The sequence below is a fragment of the Thalassococcus sp. BH17M4-6 genome, assembly GCF_049323015.1.
Lineage (GTDB): Bacteria > Pseudomonadota > Alphaproteobacteria > Rhodobacterales > Rhodobacteraceae > Puniceibacterium.
This window is the reverse complement of record NZ_JBMPGU010000001.1, coordinates 219,192-236,536: the sequence shown is the minus strand read 5'-3', so window position 1 is coordinate 236,536 and position 17,345 is coordinate 219,192. Positions and strand designations below refer to the sequence as shown.

Here is a 17,345-nt window from a genome sequence, read left to right as displayed (position 1 = left end):
CCGTGTCACAAGCACGGGGTCTTTTTCTTTTGCGGCGAACGCCCCATATTCAAGGGTGAAGGGAGATTCGCATGCCGGTCACATCACTCGCACTGATGATCTTTTCCGTTCTGGCGGCAGGAGGGCTGACGATCTGGGCGCTATACGCCTGGGGCGCGCTCACGGTGCTGCCCCTGCTGATGGTGCTGGGTCTGGCCGCACGTTGGGCGATGAGCCACGTGCCCTATGACGACAGCCACCCCTGATCCAGCCCCGCCGTCCGACGCGACGCTGAGGGACACAGGGCTTGCGGCAGGCGGCACCGGGAAGGTTCTGCTGATCGCCTGCGGCGCCCTGGCGCGCGAAATTCTGCATCTCAAGGCGGTAAACAGCTGGGCCCATCTGGATCTGACCTGCCTGCCTGCGATCCTGCACAACCATCCCGACCGCATCACCGATGCCGTGCGCACCGCCGTGCAGAAGCACCGCGACCGCTATGACAGCGTTCACGTGGTCTATGCCGATTGCGGCACCGGGGGACAACTGCAGGCCGCCTGCGCAGAGATGGGGGTCGAGATGGTGGCGGGGCCGCACTGCTATGCGTTCTTCGAAGGCGTGGCGACCTTTGCCGCGCGGGACGAGATCACCGCGTTTTACCTGACCGACTTTCTGGTGCGGCAATTCGATGCGTTCGTCTGGCGGCCTCTGGGTCTGGACCGGCATCCAGAGCTGCGCGAGATGTATTTCGCCCATTACGACCGGCTGGTCTATCAGGCCCAGACCGACGATCCGGCGCTGACGGCGCTGGCGCGCGACCACGCGGCGCGGCTTGGGTTGGCGTTCGAACGGCGGATGACGGGCTATGGCGATCTGGCCGAGCGGCTTGGCGACTGGGCCGCGCGCGCAGACGCCCGCACGGGCGGATAAGCCGCTCCTTGGCCCTTGCGGGCCGCCTCGCTACTGCCCCGCGGCCTCGCGCAGCACCAGCGACACAGGCACCAGCGCCACCTGCGCCGCGCGGTCCTGCAAACCCCAGAGCAGCAGCGCCGACAGGGTATCGGCCTTGAGCCGCCCCAGCACCACGACCGCCCCGTCCTGACGCGCCCGGAAGGCCGCGCCATCCAGGAACCGCCGGATCGTGCGCGGGTCCTGCCCTTCGCCGTCGAAATCCTTGAACAGCGTCGCCGCGGGCACACCTTCGCGCAACGCGAGCGCCGTGGCGGTGTTGAGCCCCTTGGGCTGCATCACCAGCCCGTGCCCGCTGTCGCGCAGCACCTGCGTGACCTGATCCGACACCGCCCGCGATCCCTGCAGGCCCTGCCGGGGGCTTTCCAGCACAGCAACCGCCTGGGGCAGCCCCGAGAGCGACGCGCCCAGCGTCACCTCCACATCCGTCGGCTGCGCGCCTGCGGGCACGCCGACCAGCGCCATGACCTCGAACCCCTTGTCCCGGTAGCCGCGCATCCGCGCCGCGGCCCCCGGGGCCGAGGGATCAAGTGCGAAGGTCACCGGGAACGGGAAGGCATCGAGCGTGTCGGGCCCAAGCGGCCCGCTGCCGTCGTCAATCAGCACGATGGACATGCGCGGCAGATCCGCGGCCACATCGACCTCGGCCGCATGGGCTGCCAGCGGCGAGGTGCCGCTCTCTGCCCCGGGTGCCTCGTCGGCCACCGTCCCGACGCTGGGCAACCGGCCTTCGGGCACCGCAGATCCGCGGTCGATCAGCGACACCGCTGGGGTCCCGATGGCGGGACGCCCTGCCCCGTCCTCTTCAGACGTGGTCGAGGGCGCGTTCAGGATGCGCACGGTCGGCGCCGGATCCTCCTCGGCTGCCAAAGGGGTCTGCTCTGCCGGCTCGGGGGCGACGGCGGCCATTTCCGGCGCGTCGTCCTGCGCCTCCGGCGCTTGCTCGGCCATCTCGACGGGGGCATCCGCCTCCGGCGCCGCCGGTTCAGCCTCTGCCACCGCATCCAGCGTCAGCTCCGCGGGCGCGTCCTCTGTCTCCTCCGGCGCGGGCGCTTCCGTCACCTCTTCGGCCTCGGGCGTATCCGCGCTCTCGGCAGCTGCCGCGTCTTCGGCGACAAGACCGCTGTCCTCGCTCGGCACCAGCGGCACCGGCGGCTGCGCCGGTTCTGTGGCGATGGAGGGTTCCGCCTCGGCCCCGGGGGCAGAGGGCAGCAGCGTCTGCACGCTGGGCAGGACCGGCGCTTCGGTCGACACATCCACGCCCGCAGGCTGCGCGGTGGCGTCCGGCGATGGCAGGTCGGCGCTGTCGAGTGCCGGATCGGGCACCGCCGCGGGTTCCCTGGCCTCGTCGCTCAGCGTCGCGTCGGTTGACGTGTCGGGCGCATCCAGTGCGGCGACCTCCGGTGCGTCGATATCGGTTTCCGCCGCGGGGCGGCGCGCGGGTTCGGGCGGTGCCGCGGCTTCGGGCACGGTGTCGGTACTGGCTTCGAACCGGACCGGCGGCGTATCGGGCAGTTGCGCCTCGGCCTCGGGCGCGGGCGGTGTGCCTGCGCCGGGATCCGGCGCGATCTCTGCGGCGGGCGCGGCTTCGGGCATCGCCTCGGGGCCGGGATCCTCTGGCAGGGCTGCGACATCCGCGCCCGCGTCACCGGGCACATCCTCGACGATCGGTGCCACGCCCACGGCCAGCGACACCGCGCCCGCCCCCGCAGCCGACACCACCAGCCCCCAGATTGCTCCTGCCACAAACCCTCTTGCCATGGGTTCCGTCCTTTTTTCTGCCGCCTCGACCGGTCAGACGCCTGTGGTGCGCCCTTGACGCTGCTCTGCGCCCATGTCCATCTATACCGCGACCGGGGCGTGCCCCACCAGCCCCGCAAACAAAGAAACGCCATGCTGCTGCTGATAGATAACTACGACAGTTTCACCTATAACCTCGTCCACTACATCGGTGAGCTTGGGACCGAGGTCAAAGTCGTGCGCAACGACGCGCTCAACGTGCAGGAGGCGATGGCCTTGCGCCCGGCGGGTATCCTGCTGTCGCCCGGCCCCTGCGACCCCGATCAGGCGGGCATCTGCCTTGCGCTGACCCAAGCCGCCGCAGAAACCGGCATGCCGCTGATGGGTGTCTGCCTGGGGCACCAGACCATCGGTCAGGCCTTCGGCGGCCGCGTGGTGCAGCACAGCGACATCGTGCATGGCAAGATGGGGACCGTCCGGCACACCGGCACGGGCCTTTTCACGGGCTTGCCCTCGCCGTTCCTCGCGACGCGCTATCATTCGCTCGTGGTCGACCGCGACACCCTGCCCGACTGCCTTGAGATCACAGCCGATCTCGAGGATGGCACGATCATGGGCCTGCAGCATCGCGAACTGCCCATACACGGCGTGCAGTTCCATCCCGAATCCATCGCCTCGGAGCACGGGCATGCGCTCTTGAAGACCTTCCTCGAACATTTGAAGGTGGCGGCATGAGCGATGTCCTCAAACCCCTGATCGGTGCCGCCGCCGACCGCGCCCTGACCCGGGCCGAGGCGGAAACCGCCTTTGGCATCCTGTTCGAGGGCGAGGCGACACCCGCCCAGATCGGCGGTCTGTTGATGGCCCTGCGGACCCGGGGCGAAACAGTGGACGAATATTCCGCCGCCGCCGCGGTGATGCGCGCCAAGTGCAACAAGGTCACCGCCCCGCCGGGTGCCATGGACATCGTCGGCACCGGGGGCGACGGCAAGGGCACGCTCAACATCTCGACCGCGACGGCCTTTGTGGTCGCAGGCGCGGGCGTCCCGGTGGCCAAGCACGGCAACCGCAACCTGTCGTCGAAATCGGGGGCGGCGGATGCGCTGACCCAGCTTGGCATCAACGTGATGATCGACGCGCAGGCGGTTGAAAAGGCTCTGAAAGAGGTCGGTATCTGTTTCATGATGGCGCCCATGCACCACCCCGCAATGGCGCATGTCGGCCCTGTCCGGATGGAGCTGGGGACCCGCACGATCTTCAACATCCTTGGTCCGCTCACCAACCCCGCGGGGGTCAAGCGGCAGCTGACCGGCGCCTTCACCCGCGACCTGATCCGCCCGATGGCGGAAACACTGGCCGCGCTGGGGTCTGAGCGGGCCTGGCTGGTGCACGGGTCGGACGGCACGGATGAGCTGACAATCACCGGGATCAGCTGGGTCGCCGCCGTGGAAAACGACGGCACGATTCGCGACGCCGAGGTGCACCCCGAAGACGCGGGCCTGCCCGTGCATCCTTTCGAGGATATCCTGGGCGGCACGCCGCAGGAAAACGGCGACGCCTTCCGCGCGCTTCTCGATGGTCAACCCTCCGCCTATCGCGACGCGGTTCTGCTGAACGCGGCGGCGGCGCTGAAGGTCGCCGATCAGGTGCAGACCCTGGCGGAAGGCGTTGAAATGGCACGCGAAAGCATCGATTCCGGGGCTGCCAAGGCCAAGATCGACGCGCTCGCCCGGGCGACGCAGGCGGCGTGATCGCGCCGCCGACGGGCTGGGCCGACCTGCCGTTCTTCGGCGCGCCCTATCACGCCATCGACGCAGCGCTGTCCCAACAATCCGCCCCCATCCTGCCGCCCGCCGACCGGCGCTTTCGCGCGCTGGAAATCTGCCCGCCGGGCCGGACCCGCGTCGTGATCCTGGGGCAGGATCCCTATCACACGCCGGGCAAGGCCGATGGCCTGGCCTTTTCGATCCCGCAGGAATTTGGCGGGCGACTGGACAGTCTTGGTAATATCTTCAAGGAGTTGCAGGACGATCTTGGCGTCTTGCGCCAGCGCACCGACCTGACCGACTGGGCGCAGCAAGGCGTGCTGCTGCTCAACACTGCGCTGACGGTGCCGCAGGGCAAACCCAAGGCCCACGCCCGGCTTGGCTGGGACCGGCTGACCGCCGAGGTGCTGGACCGCCTCTCGCTCGCACCCCGCGCCTTCGTCCTCTGGGGCGGCCCGGCACAGCGTTTCGCGCGGCACATCCACGGCAGCGGCCACCTTGTCCTGACCTCCGCGCATCCCTCGCCGCTCTCGGCCTATCGCGGCTTTTTCGGCTCCAAACCCTTTTCCCGGATCAACGCTTGGCTTAGGGAAAGTGGCGATGCGCCCATCCGCTGGGCAGAGCCTGAGGACAGCACCCGATGACCGAAACCATCCTCGACCGGATCAAGGCCTACAAGCTGGAGGAAATCGCCGCCGATAAGGCCGCCCTGTCGCTGGCCGATATCGAGGCCGCGGCCCGTAATGCCCCGCCCGTGCGCGGCTTTGCCGAGGCGTTGGGCAAGGCGCAGACCACAGGCTACGGCCTCATCGCCGAGGTCAAGAAAGCCTCGCCTTCGAAGGGGTTGATCCGCGCCGATTTCGACCCCGAGACACTCGCCAAGGCTTACGAGGCCGGGGGCGCGACCTGCCTTTCGGTCCTGACCGACACGCCCAGTTTTCAGGGCGCGAAACCCTTTCTGACCCAGGCGCGCGAGGCGACATCGCTGCCCGCGCTGCGCAAGGATTTCATGTACGATCCCTACCAGGTGGCCGAAGCGCGCGCCCTGCATGCCGACTGCATCCTGATCATCATGGCGAGCGTTTCCGATGCCCAGGCGGCCGAGCTTGAAGATGCCGCCTTTGGCTGGGGCATGGACGCGCTGATCGAGGTGCACGACCGGGCCGAGCTGGACCGCGCGCTGGCGCTGAAATCCCCGCTCATCGGCGTAAACAACCGCAATCTCAAGACCTTCGAGACCACGCTTGATACCACGCGCGCGCTTTCGAAGGCGGTGCCGTCGGGGCGTCTGCTGATTTCGGAGTCGGGGCTCAACACCCCCGCCGATCTGGCCGACATGGCCAGCTACGGCGCGCGCAGCTTCCTTATCGGGGAAAGCCTGATGCGTCAGGCGGATGTGGCCCAGGCCACCCGCGCGCTGCTCAAGGATCCGGTGGCGGCATGACCGGGCTGACCCATTTCGATGCCAAGGGCGACGCGCATATGGTCGACGTGTCCGACAAGGCCACGACATCCCGCATCGCCGTCGCCGAAGGCCACATCAGCATGGCACGCGAAACCTTTGATATCATTACCGAAGGCCGCGCCAAAAAAGGCGATGTGATCGGCATTGCCCGGATCGCGGGCATCATGGGGGCCAAGAAAACGCCCGAGCTCATCCCGCTTTGCCATCCGCTGCCGGTGACCAAGGTCGCGGTGGAGTTGACCCCCGACGCCGATTTGCCAGGGCTGCGGATCACCGCGACAGTCAAGACAACCGGCCAGACCGGGGTCGAGATGGAGGCGCTGACCGCCGTCAGCACAGCCGCGCTCACGGTTTATGACATGGCCAAGGCGGTCGACAAGGCCATGACCATCGGCGGTATCCGTGTGACCCTGAAAGACGGCGGAAAATCAGGCCGTTACGAGGCGACATGATCACCGTATCCGAGGCGTTGGATCAGCTTTTCGCGCTCGCCTCGCCCTTGCATGCGGAGGACGTTCCGCTGCTGCGGGCGGCGGATCGGATTCTGGCCGATGACGTGGTGGCAGAGCGTGATCAGCCGCCCTTTCCCGCCTCGGCGATGGATGGCTACGCGGTTTGCGAGGCGCAGCCGGGTGCCGTGCTCACCGTCATCGGCGAATCCGCCGCCGGTCATCGTTTTGATGGCGCCGTCTCCCCCGGCGAGGCAGTGCGCATCTTCACCGGCGCGCCGGTACCGGAGGGAGCGAAATTCGTTGTTATCCAAGAGGATGTGACGCGGAGCGATGATCAGATCACGCTTGGCGACAGGCTCGACGCCGCGCCCCACATCCGCCCGGCCGGGAACGATTTCCGCGCGGGTATGAAAGTGCCCGGCGGCACCCGGCTGGGGGCCAATGACATCGCCCTGCTCGCCGCCATGAACATCGGCACGGTTCGCGTCCGCCGCCGTCCGGTCGTTGCGATCATCGCCACCGGCGACGAGCTTGTCATGCCCGGAGAGACGCCCGGCCCCGACCAGATCATCGCCTCCAACAGTTTCGGCCTGCACGCGCTCATGCGGCAGCTGGGGGCCGCGCCGCGAATGCTGCCCATCGCACGCGATCATCCCGACAGCCTGCGCATGGTGCTGGCGCTTGCGCAGGACGCCGATCTGGTGCTGACCATCGGCGGCGCGTCGGTCGGAGATCACGATCTGGTCGCCCGGGTGGCGGGCAGTCTGGGGCTGGAACAGGCTTTCTACAAGGTTGCGATGCGGCCCGGAAAACCCTTGATGGCCGGACGTTTGGGCGGCGCAATGATGATCGGCCTGCCAGGCAATCCGGTCAGCGCAATGGTCTGCGGACACATCTTCGTGGCGCCGGTGATCCGGGCGATGCTGGGGCTGGGCCAGAGCGCCGCACCCTGCGCGCAGGCGCCGCTGGCCGCGGATATCGGCGCGAACGGCCCGCGCGAACATTACATGCGGGCGCGGCTGGACAACGGCGCGCTGCATGTCTTTGACCGGCAGGACAGTTCCCTGCTCAGCGTGCTGGGACAGGCCAACGCGCTGGTCGTGCGCCCGCCCCACGACCCCGCCCAAAAGGCCGGAGCGATGCAGCACTACATCGCGCTCTGATTTTTCGTGGCTTCCACCCCAAAGTTTACCGAAAATTATCACTTATCCACAAATGATTGACACAAAACAAGAACATGCGTAGAACAAAGCGTGATAGGGTGTGGAGACATGACATGCTGACCAAGAAACAACTCGACCTGCTGGCCTTCATCAACAAGCGCGTGACGCGCGACGGCGTGCCCCCCAGCTTTGACGAGATGAAAGAGGCGCTGGATCTGCGCTCCAAATCCGGGATTCACCGTCTGATCACGGCACTGGAAGAGCGCGGGTTCATCCGCAGGCTGGCGCATCGGGCCCGCGCGATCGAGATCGTGAAGCTGCCTGACAGCATGGGCGCACAGCCCGGCGGGTTCACTCCGCGCGTGATCGACGGCGACGCGCCCGACAGCCGCCCCGCCAATGCGATGCCGGTCGAACAGGTGGCGGCCGTGGGCGTGCCGCTGGTGGGCCGGATCGCCGCGGGCGAGCCGATCCAGTCGCTGAACGACCACCCCGAGGATATTGCCGTGCCGGGGCAGATGCTGCGCGGCAACGGACGGCACTACGCGCTTGAAGTCAAAGGCGATTCGATGATCGACGCGGGCATCAACGACGGCGATGTCGTGGTGATCCGCGAAACCGGCAGCGCCGACAACGGCGATATCGTCGTGGCCCAGGTCGAAGGGTACGAGGCGACGCTGAAGCGATTCCAGCGCAAGGGCGACATGATCGTGCTGGAAGCGGCCAATCCGGCCTACGAACCGCGTGTCTTGCCGCATGGATCGGTCACCGTACAGGGCCGTCTGGTCGGCTTGATCCGCACCTACTGACCGCGTCAGGGCTGGCGCGCCGCCCAGGCCTGCTGCGCCGCGGCGGGCCGCGGGGCGCCGTGCCAAAGCCGCCAGCCGGTCACCTGCCGCGCCGTCGTGACGCGCAGGCCTTGCGGACCCGGCCAAAGCGCCATCGCACCGGCGTCGCGCAGCGCACCGGGCCCGATGATCCGGCACGGCCAGACCTCGGGCACCGCGACAGACAGCACGATCACGTCATCGGGGTCGCATCCGCTCAGCAACTGCGCCGCCTTTTTCCCCTGTATATGAAGCAGCTGCCCCGGCCCCAGCGGATAGGCTGCGACCCGGTCGGCGGGCTTTTCCGGCCAGCGCGTCGCCGCCTGCCACTGTTCCGCGCCATCGCCATCGTTTTCCAGCCAGACATCGGCAACAAAGCTGCTGCCCTTCGCTTTCGACAGCGCGCGCCCTCGGTCCGTCAGCACGCCCACCAGCCCGCCATCCGCCGCGATCAGCACCGGAGGCCGCGCGGTTCCGGCCCAGAGTGTCGCGGCGCAGAGCATCGGGGCCAGCCCCAGCCATCGCGCCCGGCCCTGCCATAGCATGACGAAAAGCCCGCCGAGCGCCATGAGCGGCAATACCCAGACCGCCGGTGCGACCACATGGCCCACCGCGCCGTCCCAGCTGCTGACCTCGGACGCGACGCCGAGGATCCAGCGCAATCCCGGCTGCATGATCGCGAGGCCGATCCAGCCTGCCCCGACCGGCATCAGCAGCACCGCGAGCAAGGCCGCGGGCATCACCAGCAGGCCCATCAGCGGCACCGAAATGACATTGGCCAACAGGCCGTAATGCGACATCTGGTTGAAATGCGCCATGCCCACCGGCGCCGTTGCCAGCCCCGCGACCAACGACGACAGCACCACCGCCGCAACCGGTGCCAGCCAGCGCGGCAGGCGCCAGGCTTCGGGCAGATCACGCAGCGCGCCGAAGACCGCGACCAGCGCCGTGGTGGCTGCAAAGGACATCTGGAATCCCGGCCCCAGCAAAGCCTCGGGGCGCAGCAAGAGTACCACCAGCGCCGCCATGGCCACGGCGCGCAGCGACAGCGCCCGGCGGTCGCAAAGCACCGCCACAAGCGCCACGGCCACCATGACGAAGGCGCGTTCGGTCGCGACATTACCGCCCGACAGCGCCAGATAGCCCGCCGCGACGAAGAGCGCGCCAACAGCTGCGTATTTCTTGATCGGGTGCCGCAGCGCAAAGGCGGGCACGGTCAGGAAGGCCAGGCGCAGCGCGGAAAAGACCACCCCGGCCAAGAGCCCCATGTGCAGCCCGGAAATCGCCAGCAGATGCGCCAGATTGCTGTCGCGCAGGGTTTGTAGCGTCCCCTGCCCGATGCCGCTCCGGTCGCCGGTCATGATCGCGGCGGCAAAAGCGCCGATTTCGCCGGGCAGTCCGGCCTGCACCCGGGCCGACAGCGCCATCCGCGCCTTGAAGAGCAACTGCCCGTCCCCCGCAGGCGCCAGCAGCAGCACCGGCACGCGGGTATAGCCGACCGCGCCAAGCCGCTGGAACCAGGCGTGACGGCGAAAGTCGAAGCCGCCGGGCTCGACCGGCCCGCCCGCCGCCGAAAGGTGGCCGGTCAGGATGACGGTCTGGCCCGGCTCGGGCGTGATGAACCCCTGTTGCCCGTGCAGGGCGATGCGCACGCGTTGGGGCGTACGATCGGGGGCGGTGCGCTCCAGCACCACCCGGTCCAGCGTCAGCCGCACCGCGTCCGACGCCGACCGGTCGATGCCGACGATGCGCCCCTCGATGGGGCCGTAGTAGCGATAATCGATCTGCGGCCCCGCCACGTGATGCGCCCGCGCGCCCGCCAGCGCCAAACCACAGAGCATCAGCCCCACCGCCAGCAGCAGCGCCGCCAGCACCGGGCCGCAGCGGCGCTCCGCGATCAGCAGGGTCACGCCCGCCAGAGCGCTTGCCCCCAGCACCCAGACCGGCGGTTCGACACGCAGCGCGAAATAGCCGCCGATCCCGACCGCCAGACAGACGGGCACCCAGGGAAAAAGGTGCCCGCGCTGTCCCAGCAGCACAGCTTCAACCGTGCCAGGAAGCTGCCGCATGCTTGTCCTTGCCCCGCTCTCGTGGTTAAGGAAGCCTCAACGCTACTGCCCTACGGTTATCAGAAGGTTAACGCCGCCATGTCCGCGCCCGTCGTCACCCGTTTCGCCCCCTCGCCGACCGGCTATCTGCACATCGGCGGGGCGCGCACCGCGCTTTTCAACTGGCTGTTCGCCCGGGGACGTGGCGGCAGGTTCCTGCTGCGGATCGAGGATACGGACCGCGCCCGGTCCACCGCCGAAGCGACGGCGGCGATCCTCAAGGGGATGGCGTGGCTGGGCCTTGACCATGATGGCGAGGTGGTGAGCCAGGCCGCAGGTGCCGCGCGGCATGCCGAGGTGGCGCATCAACTGCTGGACAAGGGGGCCGCCTACAAGTGCTTTTCCACCCAGGGAGAGATCGAGGCGTTTCGCGAAGCCGCCCGGGCCGAGGGCCGTTCGACCCTGTTCCAGAGCCCCTGGCGCGACGCCGATCCGGCGGCGCATCCCGATGCGCCTTTCGTCATCCGGCTCAAGACGCCGCAGGACGGCACCACGGTCATCCGCGATGCCGTTCAGGGCGACGTGAGCATCGGCAACGACCAGCTGGACGACATGGTGCTGCTGCGCTCGGACGGCACACCGGTCTACATGCTGGCCGTGGTGGTGGACGATCACGACATGGGTGTGACCCATGTGATCAGGGGAGACGATCACCTCAACAACGCCGCGCGGCAGATGGGCATCTATACCGCCATGGGCTGGGATGTGCCGGTCTGGGCGCATATCCCGCTGATCCACGGGCCCGATGGCAAGAAGCTGTCAAAGCGGCATGGCGCGGTCGGGCTCGAGGAATATCAGGCCATGGGCTATCCGGCAGCAGGTATGCGCAACTATCTGGCGCGGCTGGGGTGGAGCCATGGCGACGACGAATTCTTTACCGACGCGCAGGCGCGCGAATGGTTCGATCTGTCCGGTATCGGCAAATCGCCCGCGCGGCTTGATTTCAAGAAACTGGAAAACCTTTGCGGGCAGCATATCGCCGTGGCCGACGATGCTGCACTGCTGCATGAAATCGTCGCATTCCGCGCCGCATCGGGCCAGCCCGCGCTGACGCAGGCGCAGCACGACGGCCTTCTGGCGGGCATGTACTGCCTCAAAGACCGCGCGAAGACCTTTCCGGAACTCCTTGATAAGGCGGAGTTTATCTTGACCTCCGCGCCGATCCAACCGGATAAGAAAGCCGCCAAGGCGCTCGACCCGGTATCCCGTGGTATGCTCGCCGAATTGACGCCGCACCTGCAAAATGCTAGCTGGACGCGAGACGATTTGGAGCGGATCACATCCCTGGTGGCGGAAAATCACGGGATGAAATTCGGCAAGCTTGCGGCACCCCTGCGTGCGGCACTGGCCGGACGGACCGCAACGCCAAGCGTATTCGACATGATGCTGGTGCTGGGGCGGGAAGAAAGCATTCTCCGGATCACCCAGGCCGCAGCCTCCGACACGGCCTAGCCCCGCGGGGCAATCGCCAGGAGAGCGTTGAGATTGACCGCACCGGCAGTGTCCGGCGCCTTGTGACAGAGGGATACTTTGATGGCCGAATCCACCAAGACCGCGACGCTTTCCATTGATGGCACCGACTACGACCTGCCGATTTTCTCGCCGACCGTCGGCCCAGATGTTATCGACATCCGCAAGCTTTATGCCCAGACCGGCGCGTTCACCTACGACCCCGGCTTTACCTCGACCGCGGCCTGCGACAGCACGATCACCTTCATCGACGGCGACAAGGGCGAACTGCTGCACCGCGGCTATCCCATCGACCAGCTGGCGTCGAAATCGCATTTCCTCGAGGTTTGCTACCTGCTGCTTTACGGCGATCTGCCCACCGGCGCGCAGCTTGAGGATTTCGAGAACCGCGTGACCAACCACACCATGCTGCACGAGCAGATGCAGAACTTCTTTCGCGGGTTCCGCCGCGATGCGCATCCGATGGCGGTCATGGTCGGCGTGGTCGGCGCGATGTCGGCGTTCTATCACGACAGCACCGACATTTCCGACCCCTGGCAGCGCGAGGTCGCGTCGATCCGGCTGATCGCAAAAATGCCGACGATCGCCGCCTGGGCCTATAAATACCACATCGGGCAGCCCTTCATTTATCCGCGCAACGATCTGGATTACGCGTCGAACTTCCTGCGCATGTGCTTTGCCGTCCCGTGCGAGGAATACGTTGTCAACCCGATCCTCAGCCGCGCGATGGACCGGATCTTTACCCTGCATGCGGATCACGAACAGAACGCGTCGACCTCGACGGTGCGTCTGGCCTCGTCCTCGGGGGCGAACCCCTTTGCATGCATCGCGGCCGGCATCGCCTGCCTTTGGGGCCCCGCGCACGGCGGTGCCAACCAGGCCTGCCTCGAGATGCTCAAGGAAATCGGCACGCCCGACCGGATCCCGGAATTCATCGCCCGCGCCAAGGACAAGAACGACAGCTACCGGCTGATGGGCTTTGGCCACCGGGTCTACAAGAACTTCGATCCCCGCGCGACGGTGATGAAGCAATCCGCCGACGAGGTGCTCGAGCTTCTGGGGGTCGAGAACAACCCGATCCTGGCCACCGCGAAAGAGCTGGAGAAGGCGGCGCTCGCCGATCCCTACTTTGCCGAGAAAAAGCTTTTCCCGAATGTCGACTTCTATTCCGGCATCATCCTTGAGGCGATGGGTTTCCCGACCTCGATGTTCACACCGATCTTCGCACTGGCGCGCACCGTCGGCTGGATTTCGCAGTGGAAGGAACAGATCAGCGATCCGCAGCTGAAAATCGGCCGCCCGCGCCAGCTTTACCTGGGCAATACCGCGCGCGATTACATCGATATCGAAAACCGCTAGACCCGGAACCGGTCCAGCGCGAATCTGCCCGGCCCCGGAAACGGGGTCGGGCTTTTTTGTGTTCGGACTGCCCCAATCGCTCATTCGCACTGTTTCCAAACTGCGATCATCCTTTGTCGTCTGCCAGGTTTCGTTTCAGGAACCGCGCCGCAACCCCCTGAAATACGGCGCAATTGGGGCGGAAAAAGTCTGTTTCCAAAAATCTCGGACGCATTTTCGGGAAATGGTGGCAAGACCTCACCAACGAATTTCCCAGTCACGCAAGGATGAGTGCAATGGCGACTTCCCCCCCGAAAGAGGTGTACTTTGGCTGCGACAACCAGGTGCGTCTGGTCATCACCGAAGATGACGGCAACCTGCTGTTCCAGATCTATGCCGAAGACCCGGAAAACATCGATATCGATGCGCTGTTCTTCAATCTGACGGATGATGCCGACGTGTCGCGGCTGGTCGCCTCGCCGGAATTCAGCGAGGAAATCGGATCGAACGGTGAGAACATCACCGATTTCGACGCCGACCTGAACGGCTTCAACCAGATGGACAACAGCGCCCAGGTGCGCGAGAATTTCGACGTTCGGGTCGAATTCGGCACGGTTCCCTACACCTCGGGTGGCGATGTCAACGAGGCGGCGCTGACCTTCTACCTGGACGGCGGCAATTCCGATCTGACCATCGACAGCATCGACCTGAGCAACATGACCGTGGTGGTGAACACCGACGGTGTCACCGGCACCGCGCTTGTCAGCAACGCCGGGTCGACCCCCGCCCCGGTCGAGGTCGTGGCCCTGTCCGAAGACTTCTCGGGCAGCAGCCTGAACGCCAGCGGCAACATCGCCCATAATGACGGCTGGTACCTGAATTCCCACACCGGAAAGGCCGTGACCAATGGCTGCTACGACGGTCGGCTGGTGTTCGACGAAGTGGCCACCGACGGGCCGGTCAGCCTGACCTTCGACGCGCAGGCCGGAGACCTGACGAAGTTCGAGGCCGGCGGCTGGTACGGCGACAGCTTCCGCGTCGAGGTACAGATCGACGGCGGCGACTGGGTCTTGCTGGACGAATTCGTGGTCAACCACGATGCCACGGCGATGGTCGGGTCGAAGACCGGGCAGACCATCGGCAGCGGCGAGGCCTCGACCCTGACCTATTCGGGCGGGCTGCTCGACGACACCAACGGCGACGTGCAGTTCCGCGTGGTGTCCGATTTCACCTCGTCCAACGAAACCATGAGCATCGACAATGTGGAAATCACCACGACCGAAGCCCCGGCTGGTGTCGAAACGACGGTGGAAACCGTTGTGGCCGAAGAGAATTTCGACGGCCTGCACTATGCCACCCAAAGCGGCGAAGTGCGCTGGAACGAAGGCTGGGATGTCGAGAACGGCGCGCTCAGCACCGATGGCTGCAACGATGGCAACCTGTGGTTCGAAAGCGTCGAGATCGAGGGCGAGGCCAGCGTGTCCTTCGACGCCCGCGCCCCGCATGTCGAAAACTTCGATGCGGGCGGATATTACGGCGACTCGCTTGAGGTCTGGGCGCTGGTCAACGGCACGGAATGGCACCTGCTCGACACTTATGTGGTGAACGCTGACGGCACCGCTCTGGTGGGCGACAAGACCGGCCAGACCATCACCACCGATACACAGACGCTGACTTACGAAGGTGGCGCGCTGGCCGGGGCCGATACCGTTCAGATCGTGCTCGATTCCGACATCTCGGCCCGGAACGAAGAGATCATCATCGACAACTACGTGGTGACCGACACCGTCGTGACCGACGGCGCCGCCGAAACCTGCGAAGAGTTCGAGGATGCGCATGCGGGCGATGTCGTGTCGGACCAGTTCGACGGCTTCACCGTCAGCGGTCAGCGCGCCGGGGACGATCCCGACAGCGAAAACGACGCGATGATCTTCGACACCAGCAACCCCACCGGCTACGACTGGGATCTGCACTATGCCAACCAGGGCAACGCCATCATCATCTCCGAAGACAACGACAGCCACGATCCCGACGACAATGCGGGTGGGGGCACGCTGACCTTCGAATTCGACCAGGTGTCGGACGTGACCAGCCTGACCGTGCTCGACGTGGAAGAGGCCGGCGGCAGCATTGATCTTTACGATGCCGAGGGCGAGCTGATCAACAGCGTGGCGATCCCCGAGGGCGAGAACAACAGCCTGCAGGTGATCGAGGTGAACACCAACGGCGTGGCCAGCATGGATGTGAACCTGGCTGGATCCGGCGCGGTCGACGATGTCTGCTTCAGCGTCGCGCAAGAGCAGGACGACACCTGCCTTGAATACGAGGTCACCTACGACGACTGGATGACCGACAAGGAGCTCGAGGAAGAAGAGCCCGCGGCAGAAGAAGAAGACGAATTGGCCATGGCCGGGATGTGATCCCGCAGCCCTGCCCGAAACAAAAGGCGCGTCCCGCGGGGCGCGCCTTTCTTGCTTTCCAGCCCCTGGCTTTCAGGCCGTAAGGTCAGCGCCCTTCGTACTGCGCCGGGCGCTTTTGCAGGAAGGCCACGACGCCTTCCTTGAAATCCCGGGTCTTGCCGCACTGGCCCTGCAGCTTCGCCTCGAGCGCCAGTTGATCGTCCAGCGTGTTGTCGAACGACGCGCGCATCGCCTGTTTTACCCGCTCAAAGGCGGCGGTCGGCCCCTTGGCCAGATGCGCCGCGCGACCGCGCCAGTGCGCATCGAACGCGTCGTCCGCCACCGCTTCCCAGATCATCCCCCAGTCGTCGGCCTGCCGCGCGGTGATCTTTTCGGCGAAAAGCGCCGCCCCCATCGCCTTGGCCAGGCCCATCTGGCGCGGCAGATACCAGGTGCCGCCCGCATCGGGGATCAGGCCGATCCGGGTGAACGCCTGCAGGAAGAAGGCCGATTCTGTCGCGATCACCACGTCGGCGGCCAGCGCAAGATTCGCCCCTGCCCCGGCCGCGGCGCCGTTCACCGCCGAAATCGTCGGCACCGGGCAGTCAAAGATCGCGCGCAGCATCGGCACGTATTCGTCCCGCAGCGTGCGTTCGAGATCGAGATTCGCCGCCGTGGCCCGGTCGCCCAGGTCCTGCCCGGAACAAAAGCTCTTGCCCGCGCCGGTCATGACCACCACCCGCGCCTCGCGCCCGCCGCGGCTCACCGCATCGGTGATTTCCGCCCGCATCTGGGTGTTGAGCGCGTTCATCACATCCGGACGGTTGAGCGTGATCACCGCTATGTCGTCGGTGATGTCAAAGGTGATGGCGTCGTACTGCATGATCGGCTCTCCGCATGTGATGGTGCGCGCATCAAACACGCGGGCGCCGCAAATGGCAAAGCCAAACGCGGCGTCACTTGAAGACGCGCCGCCGCGTCCGGGTCAGCCCGCCGGTATGGTCGCACGCAGCCGCTGCAGCAGCGCCCGGGCGTCGGCCGGCATCGGGCGTTCCACGCGGATGTATTCCGACCCGTCGGTGGTCCGGCTGAGCGCCCCCGCCTCGATCAGCGAGCGGCGGATCTGCGCGGCATCGCGGAACCCTGTCAGCGCGTCGATGCGTGCGCTGATCTGGCGTTCGGTCATTACCTCGCGCGCGGGCAGCTGTGCCCAGATCACCCAGCAGCAAAGCATCTGGATCGCGGTACGCGCGGGCCATTGCGCCAGCCGCCCCTCGGCATCGAAATAGCGCAGCGCCCGGGTCACGCGCTTTTCATCCACCACCGGGGCTGGTTCGGCGCGGGCGCGCAGGTGCTGGTAATTGCGGTAGCCCGCCGCGCGGGCCACCATCCCCAGCATTTCAAGCTGTTTGGGCGGATCGGGCAGTTCCGCGCGCAGCGCCTTGGCGAATTGCGACAGGTCGGAAATGGTCAGGGGAATCGTCTCTCGGGACATCGGTCTTCTCCGCTGCGACACCGCGCCCCGTTCGGGGAAGGAGGTCCGCCCTTGTCCAAAGGTATCGCCGGGATGGGATCCGATGAGAGGAGTAAGGCAGGTTTAGCAAGTGGCGGCGCCTGGGTGAACTGCGGACCCTGACCTATGGATTAGCACGGGCCGGCCGCCCCGGCAATC

General features: G+C 66.3%; 16 protein-coding genes. 12 read left to right on the top strand and 4 right to left on the bottom strand.

Going from position 1 to position 17,345, the window contains the following annotated elements; genetic code table 11:
• Positions 1 to 71 precede the first annotated feature (71 nt).
• Together ACOXXX_RS01020 and ACOXXX_RS01015 are read left to right on the top strand one after the other, a co-directional pair.
• Positions 72 to 245, top strand: a complete 174-nt coding sequence (locus ACOXXX_RS01020; RefSeq protein ID WP_422824674.1) for a hypothetical protein — start codon at positions 72 to 74, stop codon at positions 243 to 245.
• Complete coding sequence (locus ACOXXX_RS01015) at positions 226 to 906, top strand: DUF1638 domain-containing protein (RefSeq protein WP_422824673.1); 681 nt, start codon at positions 226 to 228, stop codon at positions 904 to 906. Before ACOXXX_RS01020 ends, ACOXXX_RS01015 begins: the two co-directional genes overlap by 20 nt.
• Before the next feature lie 30 nt (positions 907 to 936).
• Here ACOXXX_RS01015 and ACOXXX_RS01010 read toward each other — a convergent pair whose 3' ends face one another.
• Entirely contained in the window at positions 937 to 2,706 is a 1,770-nt protein-coding gene (locus ACOXXX_RS01010) for a divergent polysaccharide deacetylase family protein (RefSeq protein WP_422824672.1), read from the bottom strand.
• A 132-nt stretch (positions 2,707 to 2,838) separates the two neighbouring features.
• On the opposite strand from ACOXXX_RS01010, the gene ACOXXX_RS01005 reads away from it, so the two are divergent.
• From ACOXXX_RS01005 to lexA, 7 genes are all read left to right on the top strand, one after another.
• The gene (locus ACOXXX_RS01005) at positions 2,839 to 3,420 is read left to right on the top strand and encodes an anthranilate synthase component II (RefSeq protein ID WP_422824671.1); all 582 of its coding nucleotides are present in this window, start codon (positions 2,839 to 2,841) and stop codon (positions 3,418 to 3,420) included.
• Positions 3,417 to 4,436, top strand: a complete 1,020-nt coding sequence (gene trpD, locus ACOXXX_RS01000) for an anthranilate phosphoribosyltransferase (RefSeq protein WP_422824670.1) — start codon at positions 3,417 to 3,419, stop codon at positions 4,434 to 4,436. The genes ACOXXX_RS01005 and trpD overlap by 4 nt, the downstream gene beginning before the upstream one ends.
• Positions 4,436 to 5,095, top strand: coding sequence for a uracil-DNA glycosylase (locus ACOXXX_RS00995; RefSeq protein ID WP_422824947.1), 660 nt, complete (start codon positions 4,436 to 4,438; stop codon positions 5,093 to 5,095). The genes trpD and ACOXXX_RS00995 overlap by 1 nt, the downstream gene beginning before the upstream one ends.
• Positions 5,092 to 5,895, top strand: coding sequence for an indole-3-glycerol phosphate synthase TrpC (gene trpC / locus ACOXXX_RS00990; protein WP_422824669.1), 804 nt, complete (start codon positions 5,092 to 5,094; stop codon positions 5,893 to 5,895). Before ACOXXX_RS00995 ends, trpC begins: the two co-directional genes overlap by 4 nt.
• Positions 5,892 to 6,368 (top strand): cyclic pyranopterin monophosphate synthase MoaC, encoded by a 477-nt coding sequence (gene moaC, locus ACOXXX_RS00985; protein WP_422824668.1) that lies wholly within the window; start codon positions 5,892 to 5,894, stop codon positions 6,366 to 6,368. Before trpC ends, moaC begins: the two co-directional genes overlap by 4 nt.
• Positions 6,365 to 7,531 carry a gephyrin-like molybdotransferase Glp gene (glp, locus tag ACOXXX_RS00980; protein ID WP_422824667.1) on the top strand — a complete coding sequence of 389 codons (1,167 nt, stop codon included), beginning with the start codon at positions 6,365 to 6,367 and terminating at the stop codon, positions 7,529 to 7,531. The genes moaC and glp overlap by 4 nt, the downstream gene beginning before the upstream one ends.
• Before the next feature lie 113 nt (positions 7,532 to 7,644).
• On the top strand, positions 7,645 to 8,340 hold the full coding sequence (gene lexA, locus ACOXXX_RS00975; protein WP_422824666.1) for a transcriptional repressor LexA: 696 nt from the start codon (positions 7,645 to 7,647) through the stop codon (positions 8,338 to 8,340).
• A gap of 5 nt (positions 8,341 to 8,345) precedes the next feature.
• Here lexA and ACOXXX_RS00970 read toward each other — a convergent pair whose 3' ends face one another.
• On the bottom strand, positions 8,346 to 10,427 hold the full coding sequence (locus tag ACOXXX_RS00970; protein WP_422824665.1) for a ComEC/Rec2 family competence protein: 2,082 nt from the start codon (positions 10,425 to 10,427) through the stop codon (positions 8,346 to 8,348).
• 78 nt (positions 10,428 to 10,505) lie between these two features.
• Here ACOXXX_RS00970 and gltX point away from each other — a divergent pair, with 78 nt between their 5' ends.
• From gltX to ACOXXX_RS00955, 3 genes are all read left to right on the top strand, one after another.
• The gene (gltX, locus tag ACOXXX_RS00965) at positions 10,506 to 11,918 is read left to right on the top strand and encodes a glutamate--tRNA ligase (RefSeq protein ID WP_422824664.1); all 1,413 of its coding nucleotides are present in this window, start codon (positions 10,506 to 10,508) and stop codon (positions 11,916 to 11,918) included.
• A gap of 81 nt (positions 11,919 to 11,999) precedes the next feature.
• On the top strand, positions 12,000 to 13,295 hold the full coding sequence (gltA, locus tag ACOXXX_RS00960) for a citrate synthase (RefSeq protein ID WP_422824663.1): 1,296 nt from the start codon (positions 12,000 to 12,002) through the stop codon (positions 13,293 to 13,295).
• A 275-nt stretch (positions 13,296 to 13,570) separates the two neighbouring features.
• Positions 13,571 to 15,694, top strand: coding sequence for a hypothetical protein (locus ACOXXX_RS00955; protein ID WP_422824662.1), 2,124 nt, complete (start codon positions 13,571 to 13,573; stop codon positions 15,692 to 15,694).
• Positions 15,695 to 15,779: 85 nt separating this feature from the next.
• Here ACOXXX_RS00955 and ACOXXX_RS00950 read toward each other — a convergent pair whose 3' ends face one another.
• Together ACOXXX_RS00950 and ACOXXX_RS00945 are read right to left on the bottom strand one after the other, a co-directional pair.
• Positions 15,780 to 16,556, bottom strand: coding sequence for an enoyl-CoA hydratase-related protein (locus tag ACOXXX_RS00950; RefSeq protein ID WP_422824946.1), 777 nt, complete (start codon positions 16,554 to 16,556; stop codon positions 15,780 to 15,782).
• Positions 16,557 to 16,658: 102 nt separating this feature from the next.
• The gene (locus tag ACOXXX_RS00945) at positions 16,659 to 17,168 is read right to left on the bottom strand and encodes a DUF2087 domain-containing protein (protein ID WP_422824661.1); all 510 of its coding nucleotides are present in this window, start codon (positions 17,166 to 17,168) and stop codon (positions 16,659 to 16,661) included.
• Between the last annotated feature and the right edge of the window lie 177 nt (positions 17,169 to 17,345).